The sequence below is a fragment of the Streptomyces massasporeus genome (assembly GCF_014648995.1).
In the GTDB taxonomy this organism is placed as follows: domain Bacteria; phylum Actinomycetota; class Actinomycetes; order Streptomycetales; family Streptomycetaceae; genus Streptomyces; species Streptomyces massasporeus.
In genome coordinates, this window is sequence record NZ_BMSE01000001.1 from 135,567 (window position 1) to 161,149 (window position 25,583).

At 72.9% G+C, this 25,583-nt stretch carries 25 protein-coding genes and 1 pseudogene; 11 read left to right on the top strand and 15 right to left on the bottom strand.

Annotation, left to right across the window (positions count from 1 at the left end; genetic code table 11):
- The first annotated feature begins 57 nt into the window (after window positions 1-57).
- From IE153_RS00610 to IE153_RS00620, 3 genes are read left to right on the top strand one after another with little or no spacing between them, the layout of a single operon-like run.
- Complete coding sequence (locus tag IE153_RS00610; RefSeq protein ID WP_189587570.1) at window positions 58-813, top strand: (Fe-S)-binding protein; 756 nt, start codon at window positions 58-60, stop codon at window positions 811-813.
- The gene (locus IE153_RS00615; protein WP_189587571.1) at window positions 810-2,288 is read left to right on the top strand and encodes a LutB/LldF family L-lactate oxidation iron-sulfur protein; all 1,479 of its coding nucleotides are present in this window, start codon (window positions 810-812) and stop codon (window positions 2,286-2,288) included. The genes IE153_RS00610 and IE153_RS00615 overlap by 4 nt, the downstream gene beginning before the upstream one ends.
- On the top strand, window positions 2,285-2,920 hold the full coding sequence (locus IE153_RS00620) for a LutC/YkgG family protein (protein ID WP_189587572.1): 636 nt from the start codon (window positions 2,285-2,287) through the stop codon (window positions 2,918-2,920). Before IE153_RS00615 ends, IE153_RS00620 begins: the two co-directional genes overlap by 4 nt.
- A 9-nt stretch (window positions 2,921-2,929) precedes the next feature.
- Here IE153_RS00620 and IE153_RS00625 read toward each other — a convergent pair whose 3' ends face one another.
- Entirely contained in the window at window positions 2,930-3,724 is a 795-nt protein-coding gene (locus IE153_RS00625) for an SDR family NAD(P)-dependent oxidoreductase (protein ID WP_189587573.1), read from the bottom strand.
- 158 nt (window positions 3,725-3,882) lie between these two features.
- Between IE153_RS00625 and IE153_RS00630 the strand changes: the two are divergent.
- Window positions 3,883-4,032: pseudogene (locus IE153_RS00630) on the top strand (ABC transporter ATP-binding protein); the annotation flags it as partial.
- Between the two features lie 189 nt (window positions 4,033-4,221).
- Here the strand turns inward: IE153_RS00630 and IE153_RS00635 are convergent.
- Window positions 4,222-4,794, bottom strand: a complete 573-nt coding sequence (locus tag IE153_RS00635) for a TetR/AcrR family transcriptional regulator (protein WP_189587574.1) — start codon at window positions 4,792-4,794, stop codon at window positions 4,222-4,224.
- 146 nt (window positions 4,795-4,940) lie between these two features.
- On the opposite strand from IE153_RS00635, the gene IE153_RS00640 reads away from it, so the two are divergent.
- Together IE153_RS00640 and IE153_RS00645 are read left to right on the top strand one after the other, a co-directional pair.
- Window positions 4,941-5,798: an AAA family ATPase gene (locus IE153_RS00640; RefSeq protein WP_189587575.1), complete on the top strand. Its 858-nt coding sequence runs from the start codon at window positions 4,941-4,943 to the stop codon at window positions 5,796-5,798.
- A complete protein-coding gene (locus tag IE153_RS00645) occupies window positions 5,795-7,153 on the top strand; it encodes a vWA domain-containing protein (RefSeq protein ID WP_189587576.1) in 1,359 nt (452 codons plus the stop codon). Before IE153_RS00640 ends, IE153_RS00645 begins: the two co-directional genes overlap by 4 nt.
- Here IE153_RS00645 and IE153_RS00650 read toward each other — a convergent pair whose 3' ends face one another.
- The 4 genes from IE153_RS00650 to IE153_RS00665 form a co-directional block, all read right to left on the bottom strand.
- Window positions 7,154-7,858 (bottom strand): SDR family oxidoreductase, encoded by a 705-nt coding sequence (locus IE153_RS00650; protein WP_189587577.1) that lies wholly within the window; start codon window positions 7,856-7,858, stop codon window positions 7,154-7,156.
- A 96-nt stretch (window positions 7,859-7,954) separates the two neighbouring features.
- Entirely contained in the window at window positions 7,955-8,314 is a 360-nt protein-coding gene (locus IE153_RS00655; RefSeq protein ID WP_189587578.1) for a cupin domain-containing protein, read from the bottom strand.
- A gap of 141 nt (window positions 8,315-8,455) precedes the next feature.
- Window positions 8,456-9,433, bottom strand: a complete 978-nt coding sequence (locus IE153_RS00660; RefSeq protein WP_189587579.1) for a pyridoxal-phosphate dependent enzyme — start codon at window positions 9,431-9,433, stop codon at window positions 8,456-8,458.
- Window positions 9,430-10,110, bottom strand: coding sequence for a helix-turn-helix transcriptional regulator (locus IE153_RS00665; protein WP_189587580.1), 681 nt, complete (start codon window positions 10,108-10,110; stop codon window positions 9,430-9,432). The genes IE153_RS00660 and IE153_RS00665 overlap by 4 nt, the downstream gene beginning before the upstream one ends.
- A 184-nt stretch (window positions 10,111-10,294) precedes the next feature.
- Here IE153_RS00665 and IE153_RS00670 point away from each other — a divergent pair, with 184 nt between their 5' ends.
- Genes IE153_RS00670 through IE153_RS00680 form a run of 3 tightly spaced genes read left to right on the top strand, consistent with a single transcriptional unit; the run spans window position 10,295 to window position 12,938 of the window.
- Window positions 10,295-11,215 (top strand): metal ABC transporter solute-binding protein, Zn/Mn family, encoded by a 921-nt coding sequence (locus tag IE153_RS00670; protein WP_189587581.1) that lies wholly within the window; start codon window positions 10,295-10,297, stop codon window positions 11,213-11,215.
- Window positions 11,212-12,060: a metal ABC transporter ATP-binding protein gene (locus IE153_RS00675; protein WP_189587582.1), complete on the top strand. Its 849-nt coding sequence runs from the start codon at window positions 11,212-11,214 to the stop codon at window positions 12,058-12,060. The genes IE153_RS00670 and IE153_RS00675 overlap by 4 nt, the downstream gene beginning before the upstream one ends.
- Window positions 12,057-12,938, top strand: coding sequence for a metal ABC transporter permease (locus IE153_RS00680; RefSeq protein ID WP_189587583.1), 882 nt, complete (start codon window positions 12,057-12,059; stop codon window positions 12,936-12,938). Before IE153_RS00675 ends, IE153_RS00680 begins: the two co-directional genes overlap by 4 nt.
- Before the next feature lie 10 nt (window positions 12,939-12,948).
- Here the strand turns inward: IE153_RS00680 and IE153_RS00685 are convergent, their stop codons facing one another.
- From IE153_RS00685 to IE153_RS00700, 4 genes are read right to left on the bottom strand one after another with little or no spacing between them, the layout of a single operon-like run.
- A complete protein-coding gene (locus IE153_RS00685) occupies window positions 12,949-14,649 on the bottom strand; it encodes an amidohydrolase (RefSeq protein WP_229828586.1) in 1,701 nt (566 codons plus the stop codon).
- 31 nt (window positions 14,650-14,680) lie between these two features.
- Window positions 14,681-15,664 carry an ABC transporter permease gene (locus tag IE153_RS00690; RefSeq protein WP_189587585.1) on the bottom strand — a complete coding sequence of 328 codons (984 nt, stop codon included), beginning with the start codon at window positions 15,662-15,664 and terminating at the stop codon, window positions 14,681-14,683.
- Window positions 15,661-17,169: a sugar ABC transporter ATP-binding protein gene (locus IE153_RS00695; RefSeq protein WP_189587586.1), complete on the bottom strand. Its 1,509-nt coding sequence runs from the start codon at window positions 17,167-17,169 to the stop codon at window positions 15,661-15,663. The genes IE153_RS00690 and IE153_RS00695 overlap by 4 nt, the downstream gene beginning before the upstream one ends.
- A 9-nt stretch (window positions 17,170-17,178) precedes the next feature.
- Entirely contained in the window at window positions 17,179-18,189 is a 1,011-nt protein-coding gene (locus tag IE153_RS00700; protein WP_189587587.1) for a sugar ABC transporter substrate-binding protein, read from the bottom strand.
- A gap of 206 nt (window positions 18,190-18,395) precedes the next feature.
- On the opposite strand from IE153_RS00700, the gene IE153_RS00705 reads away from it, so the two are divergent.
- Window positions 18,396-19,427 carry a helix-turn-helix transcriptional regulator gene (locus IE153_RS00705; RefSeq protein WP_189587588.1) on the top strand — a complete coding sequence of 344 codons (1,032 nt, stop codon included), beginning with the start codon at window positions 18,396-18,398 and terminating at the stop codon, window positions 19,425-19,427.
- 15 nt (window positions 19,428-19,442) lie between these two features.
- Here IE153_RS00705 and IE153_RS00710 read toward each other — a convergent pair whose 3' ends face one another.
- Window positions 19,443-20,384: a TIGR03619 family F420-dependent LLM class oxidoreductase gene (locus IE153_RS00710; RefSeq protein WP_189587589.1), complete on the bottom strand. Its 942-nt coding sequence runs from the start codon at window positions 20,382-20,384 to the stop codon at window positions 19,443-19,445.
- A gap of 103 nt (window positions 20,385-20,487) precedes the next feature.
- Between IE153_RS00710 and IE153_RS00715 the strand changes: the two genes are divergently transcribed.
- The gene (locus IE153_RS00715) at window positions 20,488-21,060 is read left to right on the top strand and encodes a MarR family winged helix-turn-helix transcriptional regulator (protein ID WP_142156674.1); all 573 of its coding nucleotides are present in this window, start codon (window positions 20,488-20,490) and stop codon (window positions 21,058-21,060) included.
- Window positions 21,061-21,074: 14 nt separating this feature from the next.
- Here the strand turns inward: IE153_RS00715 and IE153_RS00720 are convergent, their stop codons facing one another.
- The 4 genes from IE153_RS00720 to IE153_RS00735 all read right to left on the bottom strand — a co-directional run bounded on the left by IE153_RS00720 (window position 21,075) and on the right by IE153_RS00735 (window position 25,543).
- On the bottom strand, window positions 21,075-21,770 hold the full coding sequence (locus tag IE153_RS00720) for a gamma-glutamyl-gamma-aminobutyrate hydrolase family protein (RefSeq protein ID WP_189587590.1): 696 nt from the start codon (window positions 21,768-21,770) through the stop codon (window positions 21,075-21,077).
- A complete protein-coding gene (locus tag IE153_RS00725; RefSeq protein ID WP_189587591.1) occupies window positions 21,767-23,257 on the bottom strand; it encodes an aldehyde dehydrogenase in 1,491 nt (496 codons plus the stop codon). The genes IE153_RS00720 and IE153_RS00725 overlap by 4 nt, the downstream gene beginning before the upstream one ends.
- Window positions 23,258-23,319: 62 nt before the next feature.
- Window positions 23,320-24,780 (bottom strand): APC family permease, encoded by a 1,461-nt coding sequence (locus tag IE153_RS00730; protein WP_189587592.1) that lies wholly within the window; start codon window positions 24,778-24,780, stop codon window positions 23,320-23,322.
- A gap of 160 nt (window positions 24,781-24,940) precedes the next feature.
- Window positions 24,941-25,543 carry a TetR/AcrR family transcriptional regulator gene (locus tag IE153_RS00735; protein WP_189587593.1) on the bottom strand — a complete coding sequence of 201 codons (603 nt, stop codon included), beginning with the start codon at window positions 25,541-25,543 and terminating at the stop codon, window positions 24,941-24,943.
- Window positions 25,544-25,583 lie beyond the last annotated feature (40 nt).

The following is a 25,583-nucleotide window of genomic DNA, read 5'->3' on the forward strand; positions in this document are numbered from 1 at the left end:
CGGCCTTGTCCCCCTACTACGCTGCACTCATCCGATGATCGACCACAAGGAGCCGCGATGCGTGTCGCCCTGTTCCTGACCTGCGTCAACGACACGCTGTATCCGGACACCGGGCGCGCCGTGGTGAAACTGCTGACCAGGCTGGGTGTCGACGTCGACTTCCCGAGCGGGCAGACCTGCTGCGGGCAGGCGCACTACAACACCGGCTACCGCCACGAGGCCGAGCCGCTCGCCCGGCATTTCTCCGATGTCTTCGGCGAGTACGAGGCGATCGTGACGCCGTCCGGGTCGTGCGGGGCGATGGTGCGGGAGCTGTATCCGCGGATGGGCGAGCGGGCCCGGGCCGAGGGGCGCGGGGACACCCTCGCGGCCACCCTGGCGCCGGTGGTGCCCAAGACGTACGAGCTGACCGAGTTCCTGGTCGACGTGCTGGGTGTGACGGACGTCGGGGCGTACTACCCGCACAAGGTGACTTACCACCCGACCTGCCACGGGCTGCGCGGACTCGGGCTCGGTGAACGGCCGCGGCGGCTGCTGCAGGCGGTGAAGGGCCTGGAGCTCGCCGAGCTGCCGGGGGCCGACGAGTGCTGCGGGTTCGGCGGCACCTTCGCGCTGAAGAACGCCGACGTCTCGGCCGCGATGGGCGCGGACAAGGTGCGCAACGCCGAGTCGACGGGTGCCGAGGTGCTGTGCGCGGCCGACAACTCCTGCCTGATGCACATCGGCGGGACGATGGCCCGGCTGCGCACCGGCATGCGGCCGGTGCACATCGCGGAGATCCTGGCGAGCACGGAGGAGGAACCGGCCGTATGAGCGGAACGTATCTCGGCATGCCGGCGTTTCCTGAGGCCGCGCGGGAGGCCGTGGGGAACGCGACCCTGCGCGGCAATCTCCGGCACGCCACGCACACCATCCGCGCCAAGCGGGCGAAGGCCGTGACGGAGGTGTCCGACTGGGCCGAGCTGCGCGAGGCGGGCAAGCGCATCAAGGACCACACGCTGCGCCATCTCGACCGCTACCTCGTGCAGTTGGAGGAGTCGGTCACGGCCGCGGGCGGCGTCGTGCACTGGGCCGCCGACGCGGACGAGGCCAACGACATCGTCACGCAACTCGTGAAGATGACCGGCGAGTCGGAGGTCGTCAAGGTCAAGTCGATGGCCACGCAGGAGATCGGGCTGAACGAGGCGCTGGAGGCCGAGGGCATCCACGCCTACGAGACCGATCTCGCCGAGTTGATCGTGCAGTTGGGCAAGGACCGGCCCTCGCACATCCTCGTCCCGGCCATCCACCGCAACCGGGGCGAGATCCGGGACATCTTCGCCCGGGAGATGAGCGAGTGGGGCCGCCCCGCCCCCGAGGGCCTGACCGACACACCGGCCGAACTCGCCGAGGCCGCCCGCCTGCACCTGCGGGAGAAGTTCCTGCGGGCCAAGGTCGGCATCTCCGGCGCCAACTTCATGGTCGCCGAGACGGGCACGCTCGTGGTCGTCGAGTCCGAGGGCAACGGCCGGATGTGCCTGACCCTGCCCGAGACGCTGATCTCGGTCGTCGGCATCGAGAAAATCGTGCCGGCATGGCAGGACCTGGAGGTGTTCCTGCAGACCCTCCCCCGCTCCTCCACGGCCGAGCGCATGAACCCCTACACCTCGACGTGGACCGGCACCACGGACGAGGACGGTCCGCAGAACTTCCATCTGGTGCTGCTGGACAACGGCCGCACCGACACCCTCGCCGACGAGGTCGGCCGGCAGGCACTGCGCTGCATCCGCTGCTCGGCCTGCCTCAACGTGTGCCCGGTCTACGAGCGGGCGGGCGGCCACGCCTACGGGTCGGTGTACCCGGGGCCGATCGGCGCGATCCTCAGCCCCCAACTGCGGGGCACGGGCAGCGAGATCGACGCCTCGCTGCCGTACGCGTCGTCGCTGTGCGGGGCGTGCTACGAGGTGTGCCCGGTCGCCATCGACATCCCCGAGGTGCTGGTGCATCTGCGGGAGCGGATCGTGCAGGGCGGCGAGGTCACCAGCCGGGGCAACAAGGTGGTGCTGCGGCCCGCGAAGGGGCATGCCGCCGAGCGGGCGGCGATGCGCGCGGCCCGCTGGGCGTTCCTGCACCCGGGCGTGCTGCGCACGGGCCAGCGCGCCGCCTCCCGGACGCGTCGCTTCCATCCCCGGACGCTGCCCGGCCCCGGCCGGGCCTGGAGCGGGACCCGGGAGCTGCCGCCGGTGCCCGCCGAGCCGTTCCGGGACTGGTGGCAGCGCACCCGTGGCGGGAAGGACGGGGACAGGTGAACAGCAGGGAACGGATCCTGGGGCGGGTGCGGCGCGCGCTGGCGGACGCACCGGGCGACGAGGCACCCCTCTCGCGGGACTACCTCCGTGAGCACGGGCAGCGGACCGTCGCGCAGACGGTGGATCTGCTCGCGGAGAACCTGGCGGACTACCGGGCCCTTGTGCACCGCACGGACTCGGACGGGCTGGCCGGGCTGATCGTCGGACTGCTGGAGAAGCGCGGGTCGGCATCGGTGCTGGTACCGCCCGGGCTGGACGAGGGCTGGCTGGCCGCGACCGGGGTGCCCCGGGTGACGGACCGGGCCGAGAGCACCCCGGCCGAACTGGACCGGGTGGACAGTGTGGTGACGGCCTGCGCGGTCGCCATCGCCGAGACCGGCACCCTCGTGCTGGACGGCTCGCCCGACCAGGGCCGCCGCCGGATCACCCTCGTCCCGGACCACCACATCTGTGTTGTACGCGTCCCGGGCCAGGTCGTGTCGTCCGTGCCGCAGGGGCTCGAACGCCTCGATCCGGCGCGCCCGTTGACGTGGATCTCCGGGCCGTCGGCGACCAGTGACATCGAGCTGGACCGGGTCGAGGGCGTGCACGGTCCGCGCACGCTGGAGGTGATCCTGGTCGGCGAGGACTGATCCAGGGGCTCAGGGCAGGATCGAGTCGACGTAGCCGCCGTCGACCCGCAGGGCGCCGCCCGTGGTCGCCGAGGCCTGGTCGGAGGCGAGGTAGACGACCATGTGGGCGATCTCCTCCGGCTCGATCAGCCGCTGGAGCAGGGACTGCGGCCGGTGTTGCCGCATGAACGCGCGCTGGGCCTCGTCCCAGGGCAGGTCACGGTCGACGAGCTGGTACACGAAGTCCTCGACGCCGCCCGTGTGGGTGGGGCCCGCGATGACGGAGTTCACCGTGACGCCGGTGCCGGCCGCCTGCTTGGCGAAGCCCCGGCTCACCGCGAGCAGGGCGGTCTTGGACATGCCGTAGTGGATCATCTCGGCGGGGATGACGACCGCCGAGTCGCTGGCGATGTACTGGACGCGCCCCCAGCCGCGCTCGGTCATGCCGGGCAGGACGAGCCGGGTGAGGCGAACCGCCGACAGGACGTTGACGTCGAAGTAGCGGCGCCACTCCTCGTCGCTGATCTCCAGGGGGTCGGCGGACTCGAAGACGCCGAGGTTGTTGACGAGGACGTCGACCTGACCCAGCGCCTCCACCGCCTGCCGTGCGCCCTCGTCGGTGGTGACGTCGGCGGCGACCGGCACCAGGTCGGCGCCGGGCACCTCGCCCCTCATCCGGTCCACGGCCTCCTGCACCCGCCCGGGCGAGCGGCCGTTGACGCCCACCCGGGCGCCCGACCCGGCCAGGCCCGCGGCGATCGCGGCGCCGATGCCCTGCGTGGAGCCGGTGACCAGAGCGGTGCGGCCCTTCAGATCGATCTGCATGCCGTGTCAGCCCTTTCCGTACGGAAGAGATCGAGTACCCCCGGGGTGTCGCTGAGTACACCCCGGGATACGGGTTCTGCGGCCAGTGTGGTCACGCCCCCTGCTCCGTAGCGTCGAGGGCGAGACACAGGGCGTGTCGACGAAGGGGGACGACGACGATGTTCCGCACCGGCCCACGACAGGACCAGGACCCGGGACCCGCGGCGCAGGCGCTGCGGCTGGTCAAGGTCACCAAGACCTACGGGAGCGCCGACAGTGCCGTGACCGCCCTGGACGGGGTGACGCTGGGGCTGCGGCGGGGCACCTTCAGGCGGTCGCCGCGGCGGTGACGATGGGGACGGGTCTCGCCACGGCCCGGCGGGTGCTGCGCACCCCGGCGGTGCGGGCGGTGGCGCCGGCCGCGTGAGGACGAGGTCCGGGCAACGGGCGGTCACGGTGGCGCCGGCCACGTGAGGACAGGGTCCGGGCCACGGGCGGTCGCGGTGGCGGCCGCCCTTTCACCGTGTGCCGGCAGCGTCCAGCAGCGCGGTCACCGTCGCCGTGGTCAGGCCGTCCAGCGTCTCGATCCGTGCCCCGGCCCGGGCGCTCGCCCCGTCGAAGACCAGCATCAGCTGACGGGCGAGCAGGTCCGCGTCGCGCGCCCCGCCCTCCGCGGCCTGCGTGCGGAAGAAACCCAGCAGCCAGTCCTTCGCCCCGCGGGCGACGACGCTCGCCGGGTGCTCGGGATCCTTCAGCTCGACCAGCGCGGCGAGATAGGGGCAGCCCCGGCAGGCGGGCTCGGCCGAGGCCTTCTCCAGTCGCTCGAAGACGTGCAGGATCCTCTCGCGCGGGGTGCCGGCGTCCGCGTGCGGGCCGGGAGCCAGCCGCTCCTCGTACGCCGGGAGCCGCCGGGCCAGGCTCGCCGCGAGGACCTCGTCCTTGCTCGCGAAGAGCTGGTACATGGACCGCTTCGAGACCCCGGCGCTGCGGCACAGCGTCTCGACACCGAGGGAGACGCCCTCGCGATAGAACAGCTCGGCCGCCGCGTCGAGGAGCCGGTCCCTGGTGGACGCCTTGCCGGTTGTGGCCATACGGCCGAGAGTACCTCGCCCCGGGCTCCGAGGAAACCGATCGGTTTAGCCGACTGCCCGGACGAGAACCCCGTGACAGCGTGGGTGAACAAGCGCTTAGATAGTGCTCTGTCCGTCCGCCCGACGCCGCCGTCCTGGAGGCCCCGTTGTTCACGTCCGTCGACGATGTCTCCGCACGCCTCGCCGAGACCGGCTACCTCGCCTCCCCCGCCGTCGCCACGACCGTCTTCCTCGCCGCCCGGCTCGGCAAGCCGCTCCTGGTGGAGGGCCCGGCCGGAGTCGGCAAGACGGAGCTCGCCAAGGCCGTCGCCACGGTGGCCGGGGCGCGGCTCGTCCGCCTGCAGTGCTACGAGGGCGTCGACGAGTCCCGCGCCCTGTACGAGTGGAACCACGCCAAGCAGCTCCTGCGCATCAGCGCGGGCCGCGACGAGACGTGGGACGAGGCCCGTACGGACATCTTCAGCGAGGAGTTCCTGCTGACGCGGCCGTTGCTGACCGCGATCCGGGGCGACGACCCGAAGGTGCTGCTGATCGACGAGACCGACAAGGCGGACGTCGAGGTGGAGGGCCTGCTGCTGGAGGTGCTCAGCGACTTCCAGGTGACCGTTCCCGAGCTGGGCACGATCACGGCGACGCGGCGCCCCTTCGTCGTCCTCACGTCCAACGCGAGCCGGGAGCTGTCCGAGGCGCTGCGCCGGCGCTGTCTCTTCCTGCACATCGGCTTCCCGGACGAGGAGCTGGAGCGCCGGATCGTACGGCTGAAGGTGCCCGGCCTCGACGAGGCGCTGGCCCGCTCGGTCGTCCGGGTCGTGGGCGCGCTGCGGGCGATGGACCTGCGCAAGGTGCCGTCGGTCGCCGAGACCGTCGACTGGGCGCACACCCTGCTCGCCCTCGGCGCCGACTCCCTCGACGAGACGGTCGTGCGAGCCACGCTCGGGGTGCTGCTCAAACACCAGGACGACGTCCTCAAGGCCTCGGCCAAGCTCGACCTGGACGCCCTGTGACGACGCCGACGGGCGTCGCCGAGCGGCTGACGTCCCTGGTCGGGGCGCTCCGCGCGCACGGCATGCGGATCGGCACCGGCGAGACGGTCGACGCGGCGCGGGCCGTCGGGGAACTCGGCCTCGCGGACCGGGAGCTGCTGCGCGAGGGCCTCGCGGCGACCCTGCTGCACGGGCACGGACAACGGCAGGTGTTCGACCCCGTCTTCGACCTCTACTTCCCGCGCGGCGTCGGCGGCCCGGAGCAGGGGACGGCCGGGCGGGAGGACCTGCGGGACAGGCTGACCGACGCCCTGACCGCCGACGACCGCGCGATGCTGGGCCGGCTGGCGATCGAGGCGGTCGACGGTTTCGGCGGCTACGGTTCCTCGCCGGAGTCGGACGGCTGGTCGTCGTACCAGGCGCTCGAACGGCTGCGGCCCCAGACGCTGCTGGCCCGGGTGCGCGACAACGTCCGGGGTCAGGGCGGGAGCCAGGGGTTCGCGGACCGCTTGCTGGAGGACGAGGTCCGGCGGCGCATCGACGCCTTCCGCGCTCTGGTGGCGGCGGAGGCGCGGCGGCGGGTCGCCGAGCGGCGCGGCCGGGACGAGATCGCCCGGCGGGCGGTGGCCCCGACCGCCGACCGGGTCGACTTCCTGTTCGCCGGGCAGGACCGGCTGGCCGAGCTGCGCAGGACGGTTCAGCCTCTGGCCCGCAAGCTCGCGACCCGGCTGGCCGCCCGGCGGCGTCGCGCCTCGCGTGGCGCGATCGATCTGCGGCGGACCCTGCGCGGTTCGCTGTCGACGGGCGGGGTGCCGATGAAGCCCGTGCTGCGCCGACGGCGGCCCGCCCGTCCCGAACTGGTGCTGCTGTGCGATGTGTCGGGGTCGGTCTCCGGCTTCTCCGACTTCACGATGCTGCTGGTGCAGGCGCTGCACGACCAGTTCAGCAAGGTGCGCGTGTTCGCCTTCGTCAACCGGATCGACGAGGTGACCGGGCTGCTGGAGCGTGGCCGGGCCGACCCGGAGGGGCTGAGCAGCCGTATCCAGGGGGAGGCTGCGGTCACGGGCTACCACGGCAGCAGTGACTACGGCATGGCGCTGGGCGAGTTCGCCGAGCGGTACGCGGACGCGGTCGGTTCGCGCACGACCGTGTTCGTGCTGGGTGACGCCCGCACGAACCGGAGCGACCCGAACCTGCCCGCCGTGCGGCAGATCGCCGAACGCGCCCGCCGCGTCCACTGGCTGAACCCGGAGCAGCGCTCCCGCTGGGGCACGGGCGACTCCGTCGCGCCGGCCTACGCCGAGCTGGTCGCGATGCACGAGTGCCGCAACGCCCGGCAGTTGAGCGCGCTGGTGGCGCGGCTGCTGCCGGTGTGATCAGGCGGCGGTGAGCTGTGGGTAGAGGGCGGCCGGGTCGGCCGCCAGTCCCGCCTTGACCTGCCGCGAGAGGTCGTCGGCCAGGACCTCGTAGGCGCCGGACGCGATGCCGTCGAGGGCCTGTGCGGCGACGGATCCGGCCGTGGACTTGGGGGCGTCGACCCCGACGGTCATGTCCGTGTCCACGTAGCCGACATGGAGACCGGTGACGTCGATCCCCCGCGGCTTCAGGTCCAGGCGCAGCGAGTTGGTCTGCGACCAGAAGGCGGCCTTGGACGCGCTGTAGGAGCCGGCGAGGCCGATCCAGGACAGCACGGAGTGGACGTTGAGGATGTGGCCGCCGCCGTTGCGCTCGATGACGGGGACGAAGGCACGGGTCACCAGGAGCGGCCCGTAGAAGTTGGTCTCGAACTCGCGACGCACGTCCTCGACGGGCGAGTCGAGGAAGTTGGCGTTCACCGACGCGCCGGCGTTGTTGATCAACAGGGTGACGTCCTGTGCCCGTTCGGCCGCCGCGGCGACGGATGCGGGGTCGGTCACCTCCAGGGCCAGCGGTACGGCGTCGGGGTGCGTGACGGTGCGCGGGTCACGGGCGGTGGCGTACACCTTCCGCGCGCCCCGCTCGTACAGGGCCTCGACGAGCGCCCGGCCGATGCCGCGGCTGCCGCCGGTGACCAGGGCGACGGAACCTTCGATGGCGGTCATGGGAGTCTCCCTCATTGCTCACAGCACGGAAACCGATCGGTTTCCCATGTCGGGAAGCGTAAACCGATCGGTTTCCGAAAGCAAGGGCAGGGCTCGCTACTCCTGTTTCGCGTACTCCTTCGCCGTCTGCCCCTCGAAGTCGTAGACCACGACCTGCTCGTCACCCACGACCCAGGCGTCGTGACCGGGCGAGACGACGAAGACGTCGCCTGGGCCGACCTCGGTCTCCCCGCCGTCGTCCATGAGGATGTGCATGCGGCCCTGCGCCATGAAGCAGTAGTGATGCATCTGGCAGGTCGCGGTCCCCGCGATCGGGGCCACGGACTCCGTCCAGCGCCAGCCGGGCTCGAAGGTGGCCACGGCGAAGTCGAGTTCCGTCATATGGATGGCTTCGAGGTGGCCGCGGGGGAAATCACGCCGTTCATCGGGCTTGTCGAGCGTCTTCACTTCCAGCATGACGCGCTCCCTTCCGGCCGCGATGCTCCGCGGCCGGGGCCGGCCCTCCCCGGCGGCCCTGGACACCGCCGTCGGCGGCCGGCCCGCTACCACTCAATCGTCCGCCCTGCCACCCGGGGCCGCCATTCGGGGAAGGCGCGCTCAGCGGCCGCCGCCGCACAGCTCGGCGAAGCGCCCGGTGTCGATGTTGCCGCCGGAGATGATCACGCCGACGCGCCGCGGCAGGGGGCCCGCCCGGCCCGTGAGCAGGGCCGCCAGTGGGGTGGCGCCGCTCGGCTCGACGACGATCTTCAGGCGTTCGAAGGCGAACCGCATCGCGTCCCGGATCTCGTCGTCGGTGACCAGGACGACGTCGTCGAGGAGCCGTTGGTTGACCGAGAAGGTCAGCTCGCCGGGCGTGTGCAGGGCCTGGCCGTCGGCGATGGTGTGCGGGACCGGGATACTGACGCGCCGGCCGGCCTCCAGCGAGCGCTTCGTGTCGTCCCCGGCCTCCGGCTCGACGCCGATGGTGCGGATGCCGGAGTGCAGGCCCTTGGCCGCCGTGGCGCTGCCGGCCATCAGCCCGCCGCCGCCGACCGGCGTCAGCAGGGCATCCACCTCCCCGACTTCTTCGAGGAGTTCGAGAGCGGCCGTGCCCTGTCCGGCCATGACGTGCGGATGCTCGTACGGCGGGATGAGAGCGAGGCCGCGTTCGGCGGCGAGGGCCTCGGCGATGGCGACGCGGTCGCCGGTGTAGCGGTCGTACGTGACGATCTCGGCGCCGTAGCCGGCGGTGGCCGCCCGCTTCGACGGCGGGGCGTCATCCGGCATGACGATGACCGCGGTGGTGCCCAGCTCGCGGGCCGCCAGGGCTACGGCCTGGGCGTGGTTGCCGGAGGAGTAGGCGGCGATACCCCGGGACAGCTGCTCGGGGGTGAGACGGGAGGCGGCGTTGTAGGCGCCGCGGAACTTGAAGGCGCCCACGCGCTGGAAGTTCTCGCACTTGAGGTGGACTTCGGCGCCGGTGAGGGCGTCCAGGGTGCGCGAGCGCAGCACGGGCGTGCGGTGGGCGACGCCCTTGAGGCGGGCGGCGGCGTCGCGGACGTCGTCGAGGGTGACCGGTGGGGTGGTGGTCGTCACGCGGGTCCTCCGGTGGAAGTGTCGTGGGCGGCCCGGGCCCGGGAGAGGTAGTTGTAGGCGGAGGCGCGGGAGATGCCGAGCCGGGCGGCGACCTGCTCGACGGCGCCGCGCACGGCGAAGACACCGCGGGTGTCCAGCCCGCCGAACAGCTCCAGGCGCTCCGCGCGGTCGAGCTCCGCCCAGCTGCCCCGCTGCTTCGACTGGTGGACGTCGACGAGGGCGTCGACCACGGCGTCGATGTCGTTGCCGAAGGTGGTGGTCGGCAGCTCCGCCGGGGCGGTGCCGAGTCCGGCGAGCGCGCCGAGCAGGCCGTGGACCTGGGTGACGGCAGTGACGTCGACGTTGACGCAGAGGGCGCCGAACACGGCTCCCGTGGAGTCCCGCAGCACCATCGTGGAGGACTTCACCAGCGTCCCGTTGCGGGTGCGGGAGACGTAGTTCAGTTCGTCCTGCGCCTCGTCGCCACGGGCGAGGACGCGCATGCCGATCTCGCTCATCGCGCCCCCGACCGCACGTCCGGTCAGCGATCCGGCCACGGCGACCACCGACTCCTCGGGGTGGCGGTAATCGTGCAGCACGACATCGCACACCGGCCCGAAGGTCGCGGCGATTCCGTCCACGACCGGCCTCAGCGCGGCGAGGATCGCATCCCGCTCGGCATCCGGCTCACTGCTCATCCGGCCTCCTCTCAGCTCCACCACCTTAGACCACACGTCCAGAGCTTGGATAGATAGTCCACGTGACCGCCAACAGTTGGCAATGGTTTTCACATGACATCCACCCGAACCTGCTTTTGACATTCATTCCCACTTAGCGTGATGCCTGTCGATCACCCCCGTGCACGTCCGCCCTGGAGGAGTCATGTCCTTGTCCACGTCCCGCCGCCTCGCGCTGCTGACCAGCGCGTCACTGGCTCTGCTCGCGGGCTGCGGCAGCTCGTCGGACTCGGCCGACGGCAAGAGCGCACCGGCCCGTGTGGCCGTGGTCGCCTCCACGAACGTCTACGGCGACATCGCCGGGCGCATCGGCGGCGACCGGGTCGACGTCACGTCGGTCATCAGCGACCCCGACCAGGACCCGCACTCCTACGAGGCCAACCCCCAGAACCAGCTGGCGCTGTCCAAGGCGAAGGTCGTCATCGAGAACGGCGGCGGTTACGACGACTTCGTCGACCACATGCTCAAGGGCGGACACAACGACTCCGCCGAGGTGATCAACGCGGTCGACGTGTCCGGCAGGACCGCGCCCGAGGGCGGGGAACTCAACGAGCACGTCTGGTACGACTTCCCCACCGTCGCCAAGGTCGCCGACCGGATCTCGACCGCCCTCGCCAAGGCCGACCCGGGCGATGCCGCCGCCTTCGAGAAGAACACCGCCGCCTTCAAAGCGAAACTCAAGCCGCTTCAGGCCCGGGAAGCGCAGATCAAGAAGGCGCACGGCGGCGACGGCGTCGCCATCACCGAACCGGTGCCGCTGTACATGCTCGAGGCGAGCGGCCTGGTGAACAGAACGCCCGCGGAGTTCAGCGAGGCGATCGAGGAGGGCGACGACGTCTCCCCGCGCGTCCTCCAGGAGAGCCTCGCGCTGTTCAGTGGCAAGAAGGTCAAGGCCCTCGTCTACAACGAGCAGACCTCCGGCCCGCAGACCGAGAAGGCCGAGGCGGCGGCCAAGGCGGCCGGCATCCCCGTCGTGCCCGTGACCGAGACCCTGCCCAAGGGCGAGGACTACCTCGGCTGGATGACCGCCAACCTCGACGCGCTCGCGAGCGCGCTGGCCACGTGACCCCGATACCCCGGCAGGACGGCCCGCCTGTCGTCACCCTGCGCGCGGCCGCCCTGTCCTACGGCGACCGCGCGGTGTGGAGCGGTCTCGATCTCGACGTACGGCCCGGCGAGTTCCTCGCCGTGCTGGGCCCGAACGGTGCGGGCAAGACCAGCTTCGTCCGGGCCCTGCTGGGCCGCCGGCCGCTGTCCGGCGGCACGCTGACCGTGCTCGGCGGCCCCGCGCGCGAGGCCGCCCGGCACATCGGCTACGTCCCCCAGCAGGCGGCGCTGTCCGCGCAGGCCCTGCTGCGCGCCCGCGACCTCGTCCGGTTCGGCATCGACGGCCACCGCTTCGGGCCGCGGCTGCGCACCGCCGGGATCCGCCGCCGGGTGGACGAGATCCTCGAGTCGGTCGGCGCCTCGGCCTACGCCGACGTCCCGCTCGGGATGCTCTCCGGCGGCGAGCGGCAGCGTGTGCGCATCGGGCAGGCCCTGGCGACCGACCCCCGTCTCCTGCTGTGCGACGAGCCGTTGCTGTCGCTCGACCTGAACCACCAGCGGGCCGTCACCGAGCTGATCGACGCCCGGCGCCGCTCCCACGGCACGGCGGTGGTGTTCGTGACGCACGAGATCAACCCGGTGCTGGGCCTGGCCGACCGGGTGCTGTACCTGGCCCGGGGCGGCCACCGGGTCGGCACCCCCGACGAGGTGCTGACCTCCGAGTCGCTGTCCCGTCTCTACGGCACCCGGGTCGACGTGGTGCGCGTCCGGGGCCGGGTGGTCGTCGCGGGAGCTCCCGACGAGACGACCGGCCCGCCGCACCACCCCGAGCAGGCCCACGAGACGGACGGAGTGCGCGCATGACACTCGCCGACGGGATCTGGCACCAGATCTTCGACTTCACCGACTACGGCCAACTCCTCGCCCTGGTCCGCAACTCCCTCGTCGCCGGCGTCGCGCTCGGCCTGGTCGGCGGACTGGCCGGGGTGTTCGTCCTGATGCGGGACCTGCCGTTCGCGGTGCACGGCATCAGCGAACTGTCCTTCGCCGGGGCCTCGGCGGCGCTGCTCCTGGACGCGAACGTCGTGGCGGGCTCCATCGCCGGTTCGCTCCTGGCGGCCGGTGCCATCGGCGTCCTCGGGGCACGGGCGCGGGACCGCAACTCGGTGATCGGCATCATCATGCCGTTCGGTCTGGGACTCGGCGTGCTCTTCCTCGCCCTCTACAAGGGCCGGGCGGCCAACAAGTTCGGGCTGCTCACCGGGCAGATCGTGGCGGTGGACACCCCGCAGATGTCGTGGCTGCTCGGCACGTCCGTCCTGGTGCTGGCCGCCCTGGCGGTGATGTGGCGCCCGCTCGCGTTCGCCAGCGCGGATCCGGACGTGGCTCAGGCCCGTGGGGTTCCGGTGCGTACGCTCTCCTTCGCGTTCATGCTGGTGCTCGGGCTCGCGGTCGCCCTGTCGGTGCAGATCGTGGGCGCGCTGCTGGTGCTCTCCCTGGTCGTCACCCCGGCCGCGGCGGCCGCCCGCGTCACCGCGTCGCCGGTGCTGCTGCCCGTGCTGAGCGTGCTGTTCGCCGTGGCCTCCATCGAGGGCGGCATCCTGCTCGCCCTGGGCGGCAGCATCCCCATCAGCCCCTACGTCACGACGATCTCCTTCGCGATCTACGCGGTGTGCCGGGTGGCCGGGCGGCTCCGGAACCGGCGGTGGGGAGCGCGGCGCGCGGTGGTGCGGGAGGCCTGAGCGGCGGGCCTCACCGTTCGAAGACGACCCGCCCGTCGAAGACCGTGAGATCCACCCGCACCTCGGTGATCTCGTGCGGGTCGAGGTCCAGCAACGGCCGGTCCAGGACGCACAGATCGGCGGCCCGGCCCGGTGCGAGGGTGCCCTTGAAGTCGTCGGCGAAGTCCTGCCAGGCGGCGGTGGAGGTATAGGCGCGCAAGGCGTCGGCGAGGGGTACGCACTGCTCGGGGCCGCTGGGGCGGCCGCTGGCCTTGGACTCGCGCAGCATCATGGAGGCCACGCCCTGACGCCAGTCGGGCTCGGTGATGGGGGCGTCGGAGCTGGCGCAGACCCGCACCCCGGCGTCGAGCGCCGAGCGCACCGGCCACTGGTAGGCGGAGCGTTCGGGGCCGACGACCTCGTCCATCAGGTCGGAGATGGTCCACTTGATGGCCGGGTTCATGTTGACGCCGTAGCCGTGCGCGGCGAGTTTCGCCAGGCTGCCCGGGCTGATGAAGTCGCCGTGGATGACGTAGTGGCGGGCGTCGGGCCGGGGTGCGGCCGTGTTCGCCGCGAGGAAGGCGTCCACCACGAGGTCGATGGCCCGGTCGCCGGTGACGTGCACGCCGAGCTGGAAGCCGGCCTCGTGACCGAGCCTGATCATCTCGCGCAGTTCGTGCACCTGGAGCGCGGGGGTGTCGCCGTGCACGCACAGGGCGCCGTGGCCGCCGTCCGGGTACGGCTCGCTCATCCAGGCCGTGCGGTTGGGCGGCACACCGTCGGCGAAGATCTTGACGCCGATGGCCCGCAGCAGCCGGGGGTCGGCCGACTCGGGGCGGCGCAGTTCGGCCAGTCCCCTGCGGACGTCGTCGGCGCAGCCGCCCATCGGAGCGGGCAGGAGCAGGACGCTGACCCGGGCCTGGAGTTCGCCGCTCGCGGCGAGGTCGGCGTAGGCGGTCCAGTTGTCGGTGCTCAGGCCGCCGAAGAGGGAATCCGCCCCGCCCGGCCCCAGGCCGGGCTCGGTGTAGCTGGTGATGCCCCGGGAGTGCAGCTCGCGGATCACGCCCTGGATGGCCCGGCGGCGCTGGGCGGGTGTCGGGGCGGGGAGTTCGGCCTGGACGAGCCGGCCGGCGGACTCGCGCAGGATGCCGGTCGGCCTGCCGTCGGGGTCACGGTCGATGACGCCGCCGGGCGGGGCCGGGGTGTCCGCGTCGATGCCGCAGCGGCGCAGGGCTTCGGAGTTGACCCACACCATGTGCGACGAGAAGTCGGTCAGGCAGACCGGGTGATCGGGTGCCACCGCGTCCAGGTCCCGCCGGTGCGGGAAGCGCCCCGGGTCGGCCAGGCATTCGGCGAGGTAGCCGGCGTCCCAGCCCAGGCCGATGATCCACTCCCCCGCGGGTGCCCCGTCTGCCTCCCGGCCGACCGCCGCGGCGATGTCGGCGAGGGACCGCACCGCCGGGTGGCCGACATCGAGGGCGAACGGCGGTTTCGTCATGCCGTAGGCGGCTCCGTGCAGATGCGAGTCGTTGATGCCGGGCAGCACGGTCCGGCCGCCCAGCTCGACGATCCGGGTGCCGGGTCCGGCCAGGGCGCGCATCTCCGCGTCGCTGCCGACGGCCAGGATGTCCCGGCCGCGCACGGCGACGCCCTCGGCGACGGTGAACCCGGCGTCGACGGTGAGGACCTGACCGCCGGTCAGGACGAGCGTGGGAGCGGTGTCGTCGCTCACGGATGACCTCATTTCGGTGGGGTGGGTCGGGTCAGCGCCCGGTGCGGGGTGCGAAGCAGGCCAGGGCCGCGCCGGCCACCAGCGCGACGCCCTGGGCCATCTGCTGCCAGAACGTCGGCACGTTCAGCAGGGTCAGGCCGTTCTGCAGGCCGCCGAGGAAGAGCACACCGAGCAGGACACCGAGGATGGAACCGGTGCCGCCGGTGAGGGCGACGCCGCCGAGCAGCACCGCGGTGAGGACGGTCAGTTCGAACCCGGCGCCGGAGGTACCGGCCACCGCGCTGTCCAGCACCGACGCCTTGATGGCCCCGGCCAGGGCGGCGGCCACGCCGGTGGCGACGAACAGCGCGAACGGGGTGCGGCGGATGTGGATGCCGGAGAGGTGGGCGGCCTCCCGGTTGACGCCGATGGCGAAGACGTGCCGGCCGGCGGGGGTGAACGCCAGGAACAGGGCGCCCGCGGCCAGTACGAGGGCCGCGATGACGACCGGCGCGGCGATCCCGGCGACGCGGGCCCCGCCGATCCAGGCGAAGCCGGAGCCGAAGCCGCTCAGCGGCAGCGGGAACAGTTGCTGCGCCAGACCGCGTACGGCGGTCAGCATGCCGAGGGTGACGATGAACGCGGACAGCCCGAACCAGCAGCACAGGACGCCGTTGACCGCCCCGACCAGCGCCCCTGCCGCGAGCGCCCCGAGCAGGGCGACGGCGGGCGACTGGTGGTGCTGCCCCGCCAGCCAGCCCCCGACCAGCCCGCCGAGGGCGAGCGTGGAGCCGACCGACAGGTCGAGGTAGCCGCTGATGACGAGCAGGGCCAGCGGGACGGCGACGATGGCGAGGGTGGCGGCGTCGGTGGCGATGCCGCTCAGGTTGGCCGGGTCGAGGAAGCTGCCCGTGGTCAGCTGGAAGATCAGCACCATCGCGACGAGCACGACGAGGAGCGGGTTGCGGCGTACGACGGCCAGTCCGCCCGTGGCGAGCGGGCGGGGACGCGGGAGGGCCGGGTCGGCGGTGGTCATGCTGCTCCTTCGGCGGTCAGGGGGGCGTGAACGGCCGACAGCAGGGCCTGTTCGGTGAGTTCGGTGCCGGAGAGCTCGCCGACGATCCGGCCCCGGGCGACGATCAGGCAGCGGTCGGCGAGCGCCACGACCTCCTCGGGGTCGCTGGAGGCGAACAGCACGGCGGTGCCGCGTTCCTCGGCGAGGGTGGACACCACGCGGTAGATCTCCTGCCGGGCCCCCACATCGACGCCCTGGGTCGGTTCGTCCAGCAGCAGCACGTCCACGTGCCGGGCCTCGTTGATCCACCGGCCCAGGACGAGCTTCTGCTGGTTGCCGCCGGAGAACGCGCCCGCCGGCAGCCGGGAGCGGGCCGGACGCAGCCCGACCGCCGTGGCCAGCCCGTCGAACACCCGCCGCTCGGAGCGCAACGCCCTTACCCCGAGGCGGGAGAGAGGCTTGACCGAGGGGAGCAGGGCGTTGTCCTGCGCGGTCATCGACGGGAACAGGCCCTGGGCCCGCCGGTCCGCCGGTACGAGCGCGATACCGGCGGCGAGCGCGTCGGCCGGGCGGGCCGGGGCGACGGTGCGGTCGCCGACGCGGATCGTGCCGGCGGTGGCGCGGCGCCTGCCGTAGAGGGTCTCCAGGATGCGCGTGCGGCCGGAGCCGATGAGCCCGAACAGACCGACGCGTTCGCCTTCGGCGACGGAGAGGCCGACGGGCCCGAAGCCGGGTCCTCGCAGGTCTTCGGCGATCAGCCGGGGTGGGGCGGGAGGCCGCGGGGACTTCGGTACGACCTCCGTCGGCCGTCCCGCGATCGCCTCCACCAGTTCCCGGCGCGTCCGCCCCGACACCGTCGCGTGGTGGGCCACCCTCCCGTCCCGCAGGACGGTGACGGCGTCCGCGAGCCGTTCCACCTCGCCCAGGAGGTGGGTGACGTAGACGATGGCGAGGCCCTGGGTGCGCAGGTCCTCGACGCGTTGCGCCAGGGCGTCGGTCTCCGCGCCGGACAGGGCGGCGGTCGGTTCGTCGAGGACCAGGACGGCGGCGCTGCGGCTGAGGGCCTTGGCGATCTCCACCAACTGGCGCTGGCCCATGGGCAGATCACCCACCCGGTCGCGCGGGGAGCACTTCGCGGCCACCCGCTCCATCAGCCCGGCGGCGACCTCCTCCTGGGCGCGCCGGTCGATACGGCCGTGCCGGGTCCACTCCTGGCCGAGGAAGATGTTCTCCGCCACGGTCAGAGCGTCGACCACGCTGAGCGTCTGGAAGATGATCGCCACGCCGGACGCGATGGACGCGCGCGGAGTGAGCCGGGTGTACGACGTCCCGCCGACCTCGATGGTGCCGGCGTCGGGCGGGTAGGCGCCGCCCAGGCACTTGATGAGGGTGGACTTGCCGGCGCCGTTGTGGCCGAGCAGGGCGTGCACCTGGCCGGCGGGGACGGTGAGGTCGACACCGTCGAGGGCCCTGACGCCGCCGAAGGACTTCGTCAGGCCGCTGATGCGGAGGGTGGTGGTCGTCATGGCGACCGCCTAGGCGTTCTGGGCGAGCAGGGCGTCGATCCGGGCGGTGTCGGCGCGCTGGACGAGCGTGATCGGCACCTGGGCGCTCGGGTTCGCCTTCCCGGCGGCGACCGCGCGCGGCACGTCGACGATGGCGGCGGCGATGTCCTTCGGCGCGAGGGCTGCGGAGGCCCGGTAGAAGGTGCCCTGCTTGACGGCGAGGAGGGAGGGCGCGGAGCCGTCCTGGCCGCCGACGAAGGTCTTCGCGTCGTCCTTGGCCCGGCCCGCCTGCTGGAGGGCCTTGAACCCGCCGTACGCGGCGGCGTCCGTGACGCCGAGGACGAGGTTGAGGTCGGGGTGTTTGGCGAGGATCGCCTTCGTCCTGGACAGGCCCGTGTCCGGGTCGATGGACTGCTCCCGCGCCACCACGTCGACGCCGGGCGCGGCCTTGGTGAAGGCGTCGATCATGCCCTTGGTGCGTTCGCGGCCCAGCTCGATGGTGTCGTCCGTGAGGAAGGCGATCTTGCCCTTGCCGCCGAGGTGCTCCTGGGCCCACTTCGCCGCCGCCGCGCCGAGCAGGGTGCCGCCCTCGCGGAAGCTGAACCGGATGTCGGCGCTCTGGTGCTCCAGGGAGCCGCCGTAGGTCACCCAGATCAGCCCCGCGTCGAGGGCCGCCTTGGCGAGGGGCTCGGCGGCCTCGAACACCATGGGGAAGGACACGATCGCCGGGACCTTGCGGGCGACCCAGGTGGTGAGGTTGGTGGCCTGGGTGTCGGCACTGGCGTTGTCGCTGGTCGTCAGCAGGGAGATGCCGTGCTGCTTCGCCCGGGCGGTGGAGAGCTTGACCAGCGTCGAGTAGAGCGGGAGCTGGGTGAAGGGGTAGTCGAGGCCGATCTTCGTCAGGCGGGTGCCGCCGGATCGTGAGGGCTTGGCCGAGGCGGCCGTGTTCTCCGGTGCCGAGCAGCCCGCGGCGGCGAGCGCGGCGGCGGCGGACAGGGCGAGGAAGTGTCTGCGCGAGGCGGTGTACGGGGGTGGGGTCATGGCGTGGGCTCTCCGAGGGGCGGGCCCGACTGGAGCGGGCGTCCGGCTGTGCCGAACAGGAAAGACCCGCGGGGCACGTCGCACCATCCGTACAAATACCGACCGCGGATACGGCCGGGCTTGGTGAGCACCTTGCCGGACACGGACGGGAGCCCTATCGTTAGGCCCCAAACGACCTTGCTGTCCGAGCCGTCCGGAGGCTCGCCATGACCAGCCACCACCAGATCGCGGCAGCCGCGCGCATCGGCATGCTCACCCGCGAGCGCGACACCGCCTCGGCCTCCGCGCAGGCCCTGTGCGAACTCGCCCGTGCGCTCCCCCTGGACGCGGCGACCCTGCTCACGATCGACCCGCTGTCCGGCTCCCACGTCCAGATCGCGAGCATCGGCTACACGGCCGAGGCATCGCAGGCCCTGGCCGGGGAGTTCGTCGCCACTCCGTGGTACCGCAACGTCGTACGGCGGGAGCTGCCGCCGTCCATCTCGGAGGACGCGGAGGACTCCGAGGACGCCGGTCCGCGCTTCCGCCACGGCTGGTTCTACGCCGAGCGGGTCCGCCCGGCCGGCTTCCGGGACGGCGTCACCGGGGCGCTGCGGCACCGGGGCCGGCTGGTGGGCCTGGTCCACCTCTCCACCGAGAGTGCGAACGCCTACGACACCGAAGCGCGGCGGCTGCTCGCCTCCGTGATCCCGGCCCTGGCCGCCTTCGCCGACCCGCTGGCGCACGCCGGTGACCTGCACGGCCTGGCGGGCGAGGACGCGGCGTGCCTGGTCACGGGCGACGGCCGCGTCCTCGACCTGCCCGGTCGCGACCGCCCCGGGGTGCTGCGGGAGGAGGGCGGGTTCGGTGCGCTGCTGCACGCCTTCAGCGGCACGGACGGGCAGCGCCTGCGGCTGCTGTGGCCGGCCGGCGGCAGCTGGCGACGGGTCGTTCTGCACCGGCATCCGGCCGGGCCCGGCCTGGCGGCGGACGCGGTGCTGGTGCACGAGACGCCCACGGAACTGCCGTACGGGCTGAGCCCCCGGGAGCTGGAGGTGCTCACCCGGGCCGCCACGGGGCAGACCAACCAGGCCATCGCGCAGGCGCTGTACCTCTCCCCGCGGACCGTGCACAGCCATGTCGAGCATCTGCTGCGCAAGACCGGCTGCGCCTCCCGGGCCGAGGCCACCGCGCTCGCGGTGCGGGACGGGGTGCTGCGGCCGGACCCGGATCACCTCGCACGCTTCGTCGAACGGTGATCCGGGCCGGCCCCGTCAGGACGTCAGCGCCTCGACGCGCCGCATGACCTCGCGGCAGAACTCCCCCACGCCGTCGGGGTCGTCGATGAACTGGTTCGGCTTGACGCAGAACGTCGTGAAGCCCTGCTCCCGTTGCTCCGGGATCACGGAGAGCGCCGCGCCGAGGTCCGCCGGTGAGCGGTCGTCGGGGAAGACGGCCTGGGTGCCGCCGATCATCTCCAGGTCCGTGATGTCCCGCCCCGCCGCGGACATCGCCTCCTGGAGCCCCTGGAGGTCCTCGGGCGTGGGCCGGCCGAGCGGGTGGAAGCCGTGGCCGTACGCGACGAGGCGGCGCAGGACGGGGCCGTGCAGGCGCTGGCCGCCGAACCAGAGCCGGGGGCCGTCGGGGCGGTGCGCCTTGGGCTCGAACCAGACGTCCCGGAAGGGGTAGTGCGGTCCGTCGTGGGAGAGCGGGGACGGGCCCCAGGCCTTCGCCCACACCTCCAGGTGCTCGTCGAGGAGCCGACCACGCCGGGTGAAGGGCACGCCGAGGGCGTCGTACTCGTCCCTGCTCCAGCTGACCGTCGGCTGTACGACGAGCCGGCCCTCGCTGATCAGGTCGAGGGTGCCGAGTTCGCGGGCGAGCAGCAGGGGGTGGCGCAGCGGGGCAAGGACGGCCGCGGCGGCCAGACGCAGCCGGGAGGTGACGGAGGCGATCGCGGCGAGCAGCAGCAGGGAGTTCGGCCAGGGGGTGAGCGGGTCCTGGTTGCCGGGCAGGGCGTAGTCACGGGGGTTGCCCATGATGCCGGCGGCCGCCGCGTCGGGGCCGAGGACGATGTGCTCGCTGACCATGACGGCGTCGAAGCCGGCGTCCTCCGCCTCGCGGGCCCAGCGCACGGCGGCGGGCAGATCGGCCCGGCCGCCGGTGAGGGTCCAGTTCTCGCTGAGGACGAGGAGCATGCGGGGTGGGCTGGGCATGACGGGTTTTCCTTTCGGCTTCGTACAATTTGAGTCCGAACGACCGGACGGCCGGGACGAGCCGCCCGTGCGTGAGTCGTGTGACCAGACGAAGGAGCCGCCCGTGCCGGGGCACCGATCCATCACCGAAGCCGAGAAGCTCGCCGCGGCGAAGCTCGGCGGCATCGCGATCCGCCGGGAGCAGATGGCGGCGGTGGCGAACATCTACCGGGCCGCGTCCGCCGTGCGCCAGCATCTGGAGAACTCGGTGCTGCGCGGTTCCGACCTGACCTGGACGGCCTTCGTGGTGCTGTGGGTGGTCTGGGTGTGGGGCGAGTCGGAGACCCGGCACGTGGCGGAGGAGGCGGGGATCTCCAAGGGCACGCTGACGGGTGTGGTGCGCACGCTGGAGTCCCGTGGCCTGCTCCGGCGGGACGGTCATCCGAGCGACGGGCGCCTGGTGCTGCTGAGCCTCACCCCGGAGGGCGAGGAGTTCATGGCGCGGGTGTTCCCGGCGTTCAACGAGGAGGAGGCCTTCGTCACCGCCGGGCTCAGCGACGCCGAGTGCCGCCGCCTCGCCGAGGGGCTGCGCAGTGTGGTGCTCCAGGTGGAGGAGCACGGTGAGGAGCGGCGGCAGTCCCTGCTGGGCGGCGCCGAGCCGGCCCCGCGGCGCAGCGGGCGGCGGCCCCGGGCCTGAGTCCCGCCGCGGCCTCACCGGGTCGCGGCCCGCACGAGCGCGTCGAACAGGCCCTGCTGGGCGGGGTCCTCATGGGCGGTGTCCTCCGGATGCCACTGCACGGCCGTGAACCAGCCTGCGGCGCCCGGGAGTTCGAGGGCCTCGACCGTGCCGTCCGCCGCCCGGGCCGTGACGCGCAGGCCGCTGCCCGGGCGGTCGACGCGCTGGTGGTGGTAGCAGGACGCGTCCGCCTTCTCGGCGTCGGCGGCCCGGGCGACGAGCGAGCCGGGTTCCAGGGTGACGGGGTGCACGAGATGCCGGTGCTCGCGCTCGGGTCCGCCCATGTCCTGCTCCAGGGTGCCGCCGAGGGCGACGTTGACGACTTGGAGGCCGCGGCAGACGGCGAGCAGCGGCACCCCCGACTCCAGGGCGTGCCGGGCGACGTCGAGGTCGAAGGTGTCCTGGAGGGTGTCGACGTCGTAGACGGTGTCGTGGGTGTCGGTGGCGCCGTAGCGGGAGGGGGCGAGGTCGCCGCCGCCGGGGAGCAGGACACCGTCGAAACGGGCGAGCCGGTCGGCGGTGCCGGTGTCCGCCGGGTGGATGCTCACCGGTTCGCCGCCGGCCCGCCAGACCGCCTCGATCAGGGCGCGGGCGTTGACCTCGGCGGCGTACCGCAGGGCGGAGGTCGTGGCCGAGAAGCGGGCGGGGACCGCGATCAGGGGGCGGGTCACAGCTGGATCCAGGTGGTCTTGAGCTCGGTGTACTTCTCCAGCGCGTGGGCGGACTTGTCGCGGCCGTTGCCCGACTGCTTCATGCCGCCGAAGGGCACGGTCAGGTCGCCCTCCTCGTAGCAGTTGACCCAGACCGTTCCGGCCTTCAGGACGCGTGAGACCCGGTGGGCGGTGGACAGGTCGGAGGTCCACAGGCCGGCGGCGAGGCCGTACTCGGTGGCGTTGGCCAGGCGGACCGCCTCGTCGAGGTCGTCGAAGGCGAGCACGGACAGGACGGGGCCGAAGATCTCCTCCCGCGCCAGTCGCGAGCCCGGGTCCACGCGGTCGAGGACGGTCGGCTCCAGGTACGTGCCGCCCGTCTCGGCGAGGACGCGGTCGCCGCCGGTGCGCAGCCGGGCGCCCTCGTCGACGCCGCGGCGGATGTGTCCGGCCACCCGGTCCAGGTGCGCCCGGCCGACGAGTGCGCCCATCTCCGTCTCCGGGTCGAGCGGGTCGCCGACCTTCAGTTCGCGGGCCCGCCGGACCACGGCCTCGGTGACCCGTTCGGCGATCGAGGAGTGCACGAGGAGCCGGGAGGGGGCCGTGCACATCTCGCCCTGGTTGAAGAAGATGCCCCAGGCGGCGGTGGCGGCCGCCCGGTCGAGGTCGGGGGCGTCGGGCAGGACGATGTTGGGCGACTTGCCGCCGAGTTCCAGCCAGACGCGCTTGAGGTTGGAGTCGGCGGCGTAGCGCAGGAAGTGGCGGCCGACGGCGGTGGAGCCGGTGAACGCCAGGACGTCGACGCCCGGGTGCAGGCCGAGGGCGCTGCCCGCTGTCGGGCCGTCGCCGGTGATGACGTTGAGCACGCCGGGCGGGATGCCGGCCTCGGTGGCGAGGCGCCCGAGGAGCAGGGCGGAGAGCGGGGAGTTCTCCGAGGGCTTGAGGACGACCGTGCAGCCGACCGCGAGGGCGGGGGCGACCTTCCAGCCGGCCAGGGTCAGCGGGAAGTTCCACGGGACCACCGCACCGACCACCCCGGTGGGTTCCCTGGTGACCAGGGCGAGGGCGTCCGGGGCGGTGTGCGGGGACTCGTCGGTGAGCTTGTCCGCGAGCTGGCCGTACCAGCGGAAGGTGGTGATGACCGCGCGCAGTTCGATGCCGTACGCGTCCGAGATCGGTTTGCCCATCTCCAGGCTGACCGTGAGGGCGAGTTCCTCGCGCCGCTCTTCGAGCAGGTCGGCGAGGCGGAGCAGGGCCCGGCCGCGCTCGGCGGGTGCCAGGCGCGGCCACGGGCCGGTGTCGAAGGCCCGCCGGGCGGCGGCGACGGCCGCGTCCACCTCGGCGGCGCCGCCGTCCGCGACCTCGGCGACGACCCGGCCGTCCCGCGGGGAGACGACCGGGAACGTCGCCCCTCCCCCGGCCTCCTCGGCGCCGTCGATGTGATGGCCACCGGAGAGCTGGAACGCCTTGGCACGGCGCAGCCATTCGTCGTGGGGGACGGCCGGCATGAGGACCTCCTTTGGTTTCAAACGATATGGAGAGGGCTGCCCGCGGACGGCGGCGCGTGCGGTCAGCCGTCGGCGGCCGCCACGGTCCGGCCCCGCACCCGCGCGGCGACCAGGCCGAGGGCCATGACGACCGGGACGGAGAGGGTGAGCCACAGGGCGGTGGCGCCTTCGCCGCCGATGAGGGTGGTGAAGTTGGCCAGGATGAGCCAGATCGCGCCCGCGAGGCCGAGCGCGCCCAGGGCGGGTGCGATCAGCGTGTTCCAGAGGCGCGCGTCGAGGCGGGCCCGGCGGAAGAAGACGACGACCGACACCGAGGTCAGCAGGTACAGCAGCATCATCGCCAGGACGGCGACGCCGCTGAACCAGGAGAACAGCGTCAGCACCGGGTCCTTGCCGGCCAGGGCGAAGGGCACCACCAGGAGGAGGGCCAGGACCGTCTGGACGCATCCGGCGGTCCAGGGCGCGTGACGGCGGTTGAGCCGGCACAGCCGCAGCGGCAGCAGCCGGTCGCGACCGAGGGAGAACAGGTAGCGGTTGGCCGAGTTGTGGAAGGTGAGGATGCCGGCGAAGAGGGACGTGGCGAGCAGCACGGGCAGCACGTCGCCGACCCAGCCGCCGAAGTCGGCCGCGATGGGCGCGAAGACGAACCCGGCGCCGTCGCCGCCCTCCAGGGCCTGGCCCGCGGCCGCGGTGGCCTTGGAGGCGCCGTAGGAGGAGATGAGCATCCAGGAGACCAGCGCGAAGAAGCCGGTGACGACGACGACCGCGAGGTACGTGGCCCGCGGCACGGTCTTCTTGGGTTCGCGGGCCTCCTCGCCGTAGATGGCGGTGGCCTCGAAGCCGAACATGGAGGCCACGGCGAACATCACGGCCACGCCCGGGGCGCCGTCCAGGGCGGCGGACGGGGAGAAGCTGTCGGCGAGGCCGAGCCCCTCGGGTCCGCCGCCCTTGAAGAGGGTGACCAGGGCGAAGACCGACAGGATGCTGAACTCCGCGAGGACGAAGACGGCGAGCACCTTGGCGCCCATCTCGACGCCGGCCGCGCCGAGCGCCTGCACGACGGCCATGGTGGCCAGCGTCCAGACCCACCACGGCAGATCGAGGCCGGTGTGGCTCGCGACCAGGCCGCTCACGATGGCGCCGTAGAGGCCGTACATCGCGGCCTGGATGGTGCAGTAGGCGAAGAGCGCGAGGCCCGCGCTGCCGGTGCCGGTGGTGCGGCCCAGACCCTTGCCGATGTACGTGTAGAAGGCGCCCGCGTCCACCACGTGCCGCCCCATGGCGACGAAGCCCACCGAGAACAGCAGGATCACCAGGCCCGCCACCAGGTAGGCGGCGGGGACGCCGGGGCCGTTGCCGAGGGCCACGGCGATGGGGGCCGCGCCGGCGATGCCGGTCAGCGGGGCCTGTGCGGACAGGACGAAGAAGAGGATGCCCAGGACGCCGAGGGCGTTGGGCTTGAGCGTGCCTGCGGTGGGCGCGTCCGGTTCCGTCGCGTGCCGGGAGACCGTCTGACTGTCCACTCGGATCACCTGCCAGAGGGGAGGAAGGATCGTTTCAGGCCAAACGAGTTGCCTCATCGTGGGGCGGAACTATCCGTTTGGCAAGGGGTGAGGGACGAGGAATTGCGGGGTGCGGGACGGCAGGGGGCCGGCGTCCGGGGCGGGAGGAGGCCCGAGAGGGTCAGGCCTCGTCGTCGCGCCGCTCGGCGAGCAGCCGCAGCACCGAGCGCAGCTCGCCCAGGGCCTCGTCGATGACCTCGCGCTCGCCGAAGACCAGCTGGTGCAGGACGAGTCCCTCCAGCGTGGCGAACACCATCCGGGACAGGCCCTCGTCGACCGGGCCGGGCAGCATCTGGGTGAGCTCGCGCCGGGTCGCGTCGAAGTACTCGTCGTACAGGGACCGCAGGTGGGCCAGGAGCTCGGGGCGGCGCCTGGACTCCAGGAGCAGCTCGTACTGGAACGCCTGGAGGTCCGGCCCGGCCTCCACCATGTCCGTGAGACCCACCGAGAAGTCGGCGACCTCGCCGGTACCCGGTTCGAGGGCGCTGCTGCTCAGGGAGGAGCGGATGGCGTGGGCCACGGCCTCCTCGATCAGGGCGTCGCGGGAACCGAAGTGGTGCACGACGAGGCCGTGGGTGACCCCGGCCTCCTCGGCGACGGCCCGGTAGGTGAGCCTGCGCAGCCCGCCCCGGGCCACGACCCGCACGGCGGCCTCCAGCAGGGCCTCGCGGCCCGTGCCGTAGTTCACGCGCTTGCGGGGTCGGCGCCCGGCGGGCTCGGTCATGCCCGTGACCCTACCCGGGGCGTCCCGCCCGGCGGCGCGG

Excerpts from the sequence above, each read along its gene's own strand:
- IE153_RS00610 (WP_189587570.1), top strand. The coding sequence starts at position 58 with ATGCGTGTCGCCCTGTTCCTGACCTGCGTCAACGACACGCTGTATCCG.
- IE153_RS00615 (WP_189587571.1), top strand. The coding sequence starts at position 810 with ATGAGCGGAACGTATCTCGGCATGCCGGCGTTTCCTGAGGCCGCGCGG.
- IE153_RS00625 (WP_189587573.1), bottom strand. The coding sequence starts at position 3,724 with ATGCAGATCGATCTGAAGGGCCGCACCGCTCTGGTCACCGGCTCCACG.
- IE153_RS00635 (WP_189587574.1), bottom strand. The coding sequence starts at position 4,794 with ATGGCCACAACCGGCAAGGCGTCCACCAGGGACCGGCTCCTCGACGCG.
- IE153_RS00650 (WP_189587577.1), bottom strand. The coding sequence starts at position 7,858 with ATGACCGCCATCGAAGGTTCCGTCGCCCTGGTCACCGGCGGCAGCCGC.
- IE153_RS00655 (WP_189587578.1), bottom strand. The coding sequence starts at position 8,314 with ATGCTGGAAGTGAAGACGCTCGACAAGCCCGATGAACGGCGTGATTTC.
- IE153_RS00665 (WP_189587580.1), bottom strand. The coding sequence starts at position 10,110 with ATGAGCAGTGAGCCGGATGCCGAGCGGGATGCGATCCTCGCCGCGCTG.
- IE153_RS00670 (WP_189587581.1), top strand. The coding sequence starts at position 10,295 with ATGTCCTTGTCCACGTCCCGCCGCCTCGCGCTGCTGACCAGCGCGTCA.
- IE153_RS00680 (WP_189587583.1), top strand. The coding sequence starts at position 12,057 with ATGACACTCGCCGACGGGATCTGGCACCAGATCTTCGACTTCACCGAC.
- IE153_RS00690 (WP_189587585.1), bottom strand. The coding sequence starts at position 15,664 with ATGACCACCGCCGACCCGGCCCTCCCGCGTCCCCGCCCGCTCGCCACG.
- IE153_RS00695 (WP_189587586.1), bottom strand. The coding sequence starts at position 17,169 with ATGACGACCACCACCCTCCGCATCAGCGGCCTGACGAAGTCCTTCGGC.
- IE153_RS00700 (WP_189587587.1), bottom strand. The coding sequence starts at position 18,189 with ATGACCCCACCCCCGTACACCGCCTCGCGCAGACACTTCCTCGCCCTG.
- IE153_RS00705 (WP_189587588.1), top strand. The coding sequence starts at position 18,396 with ATGACCAGCCACCACCAGATCGCGGCAGCCGCGCGCATCGGCATGCTC.
- IE153_RS00710 (WP_189587589.1), bottom strand. The coding sequence starts at position 20,384 with ATGCCCAGCCCACCCCGCATGCTCCTCGTCCTCAGCGAGAACTGGACC.
- IE153_RS00725 (WP_189587591.1), bottom strand. The coding sequence starts at position 23,257 with ATGCCGGCCGTCCCCCACGACGAATGGCTGCGCCGTGCCAAGGCGTTC.
- IE153_RS00735 (WP_189587593.1), bottom strand. The coding sequence starts at position 25,543 with ATGACCGAGCCCGCCGGGCGCCGACCCCGCAAGCGCGTGAACTACGGC.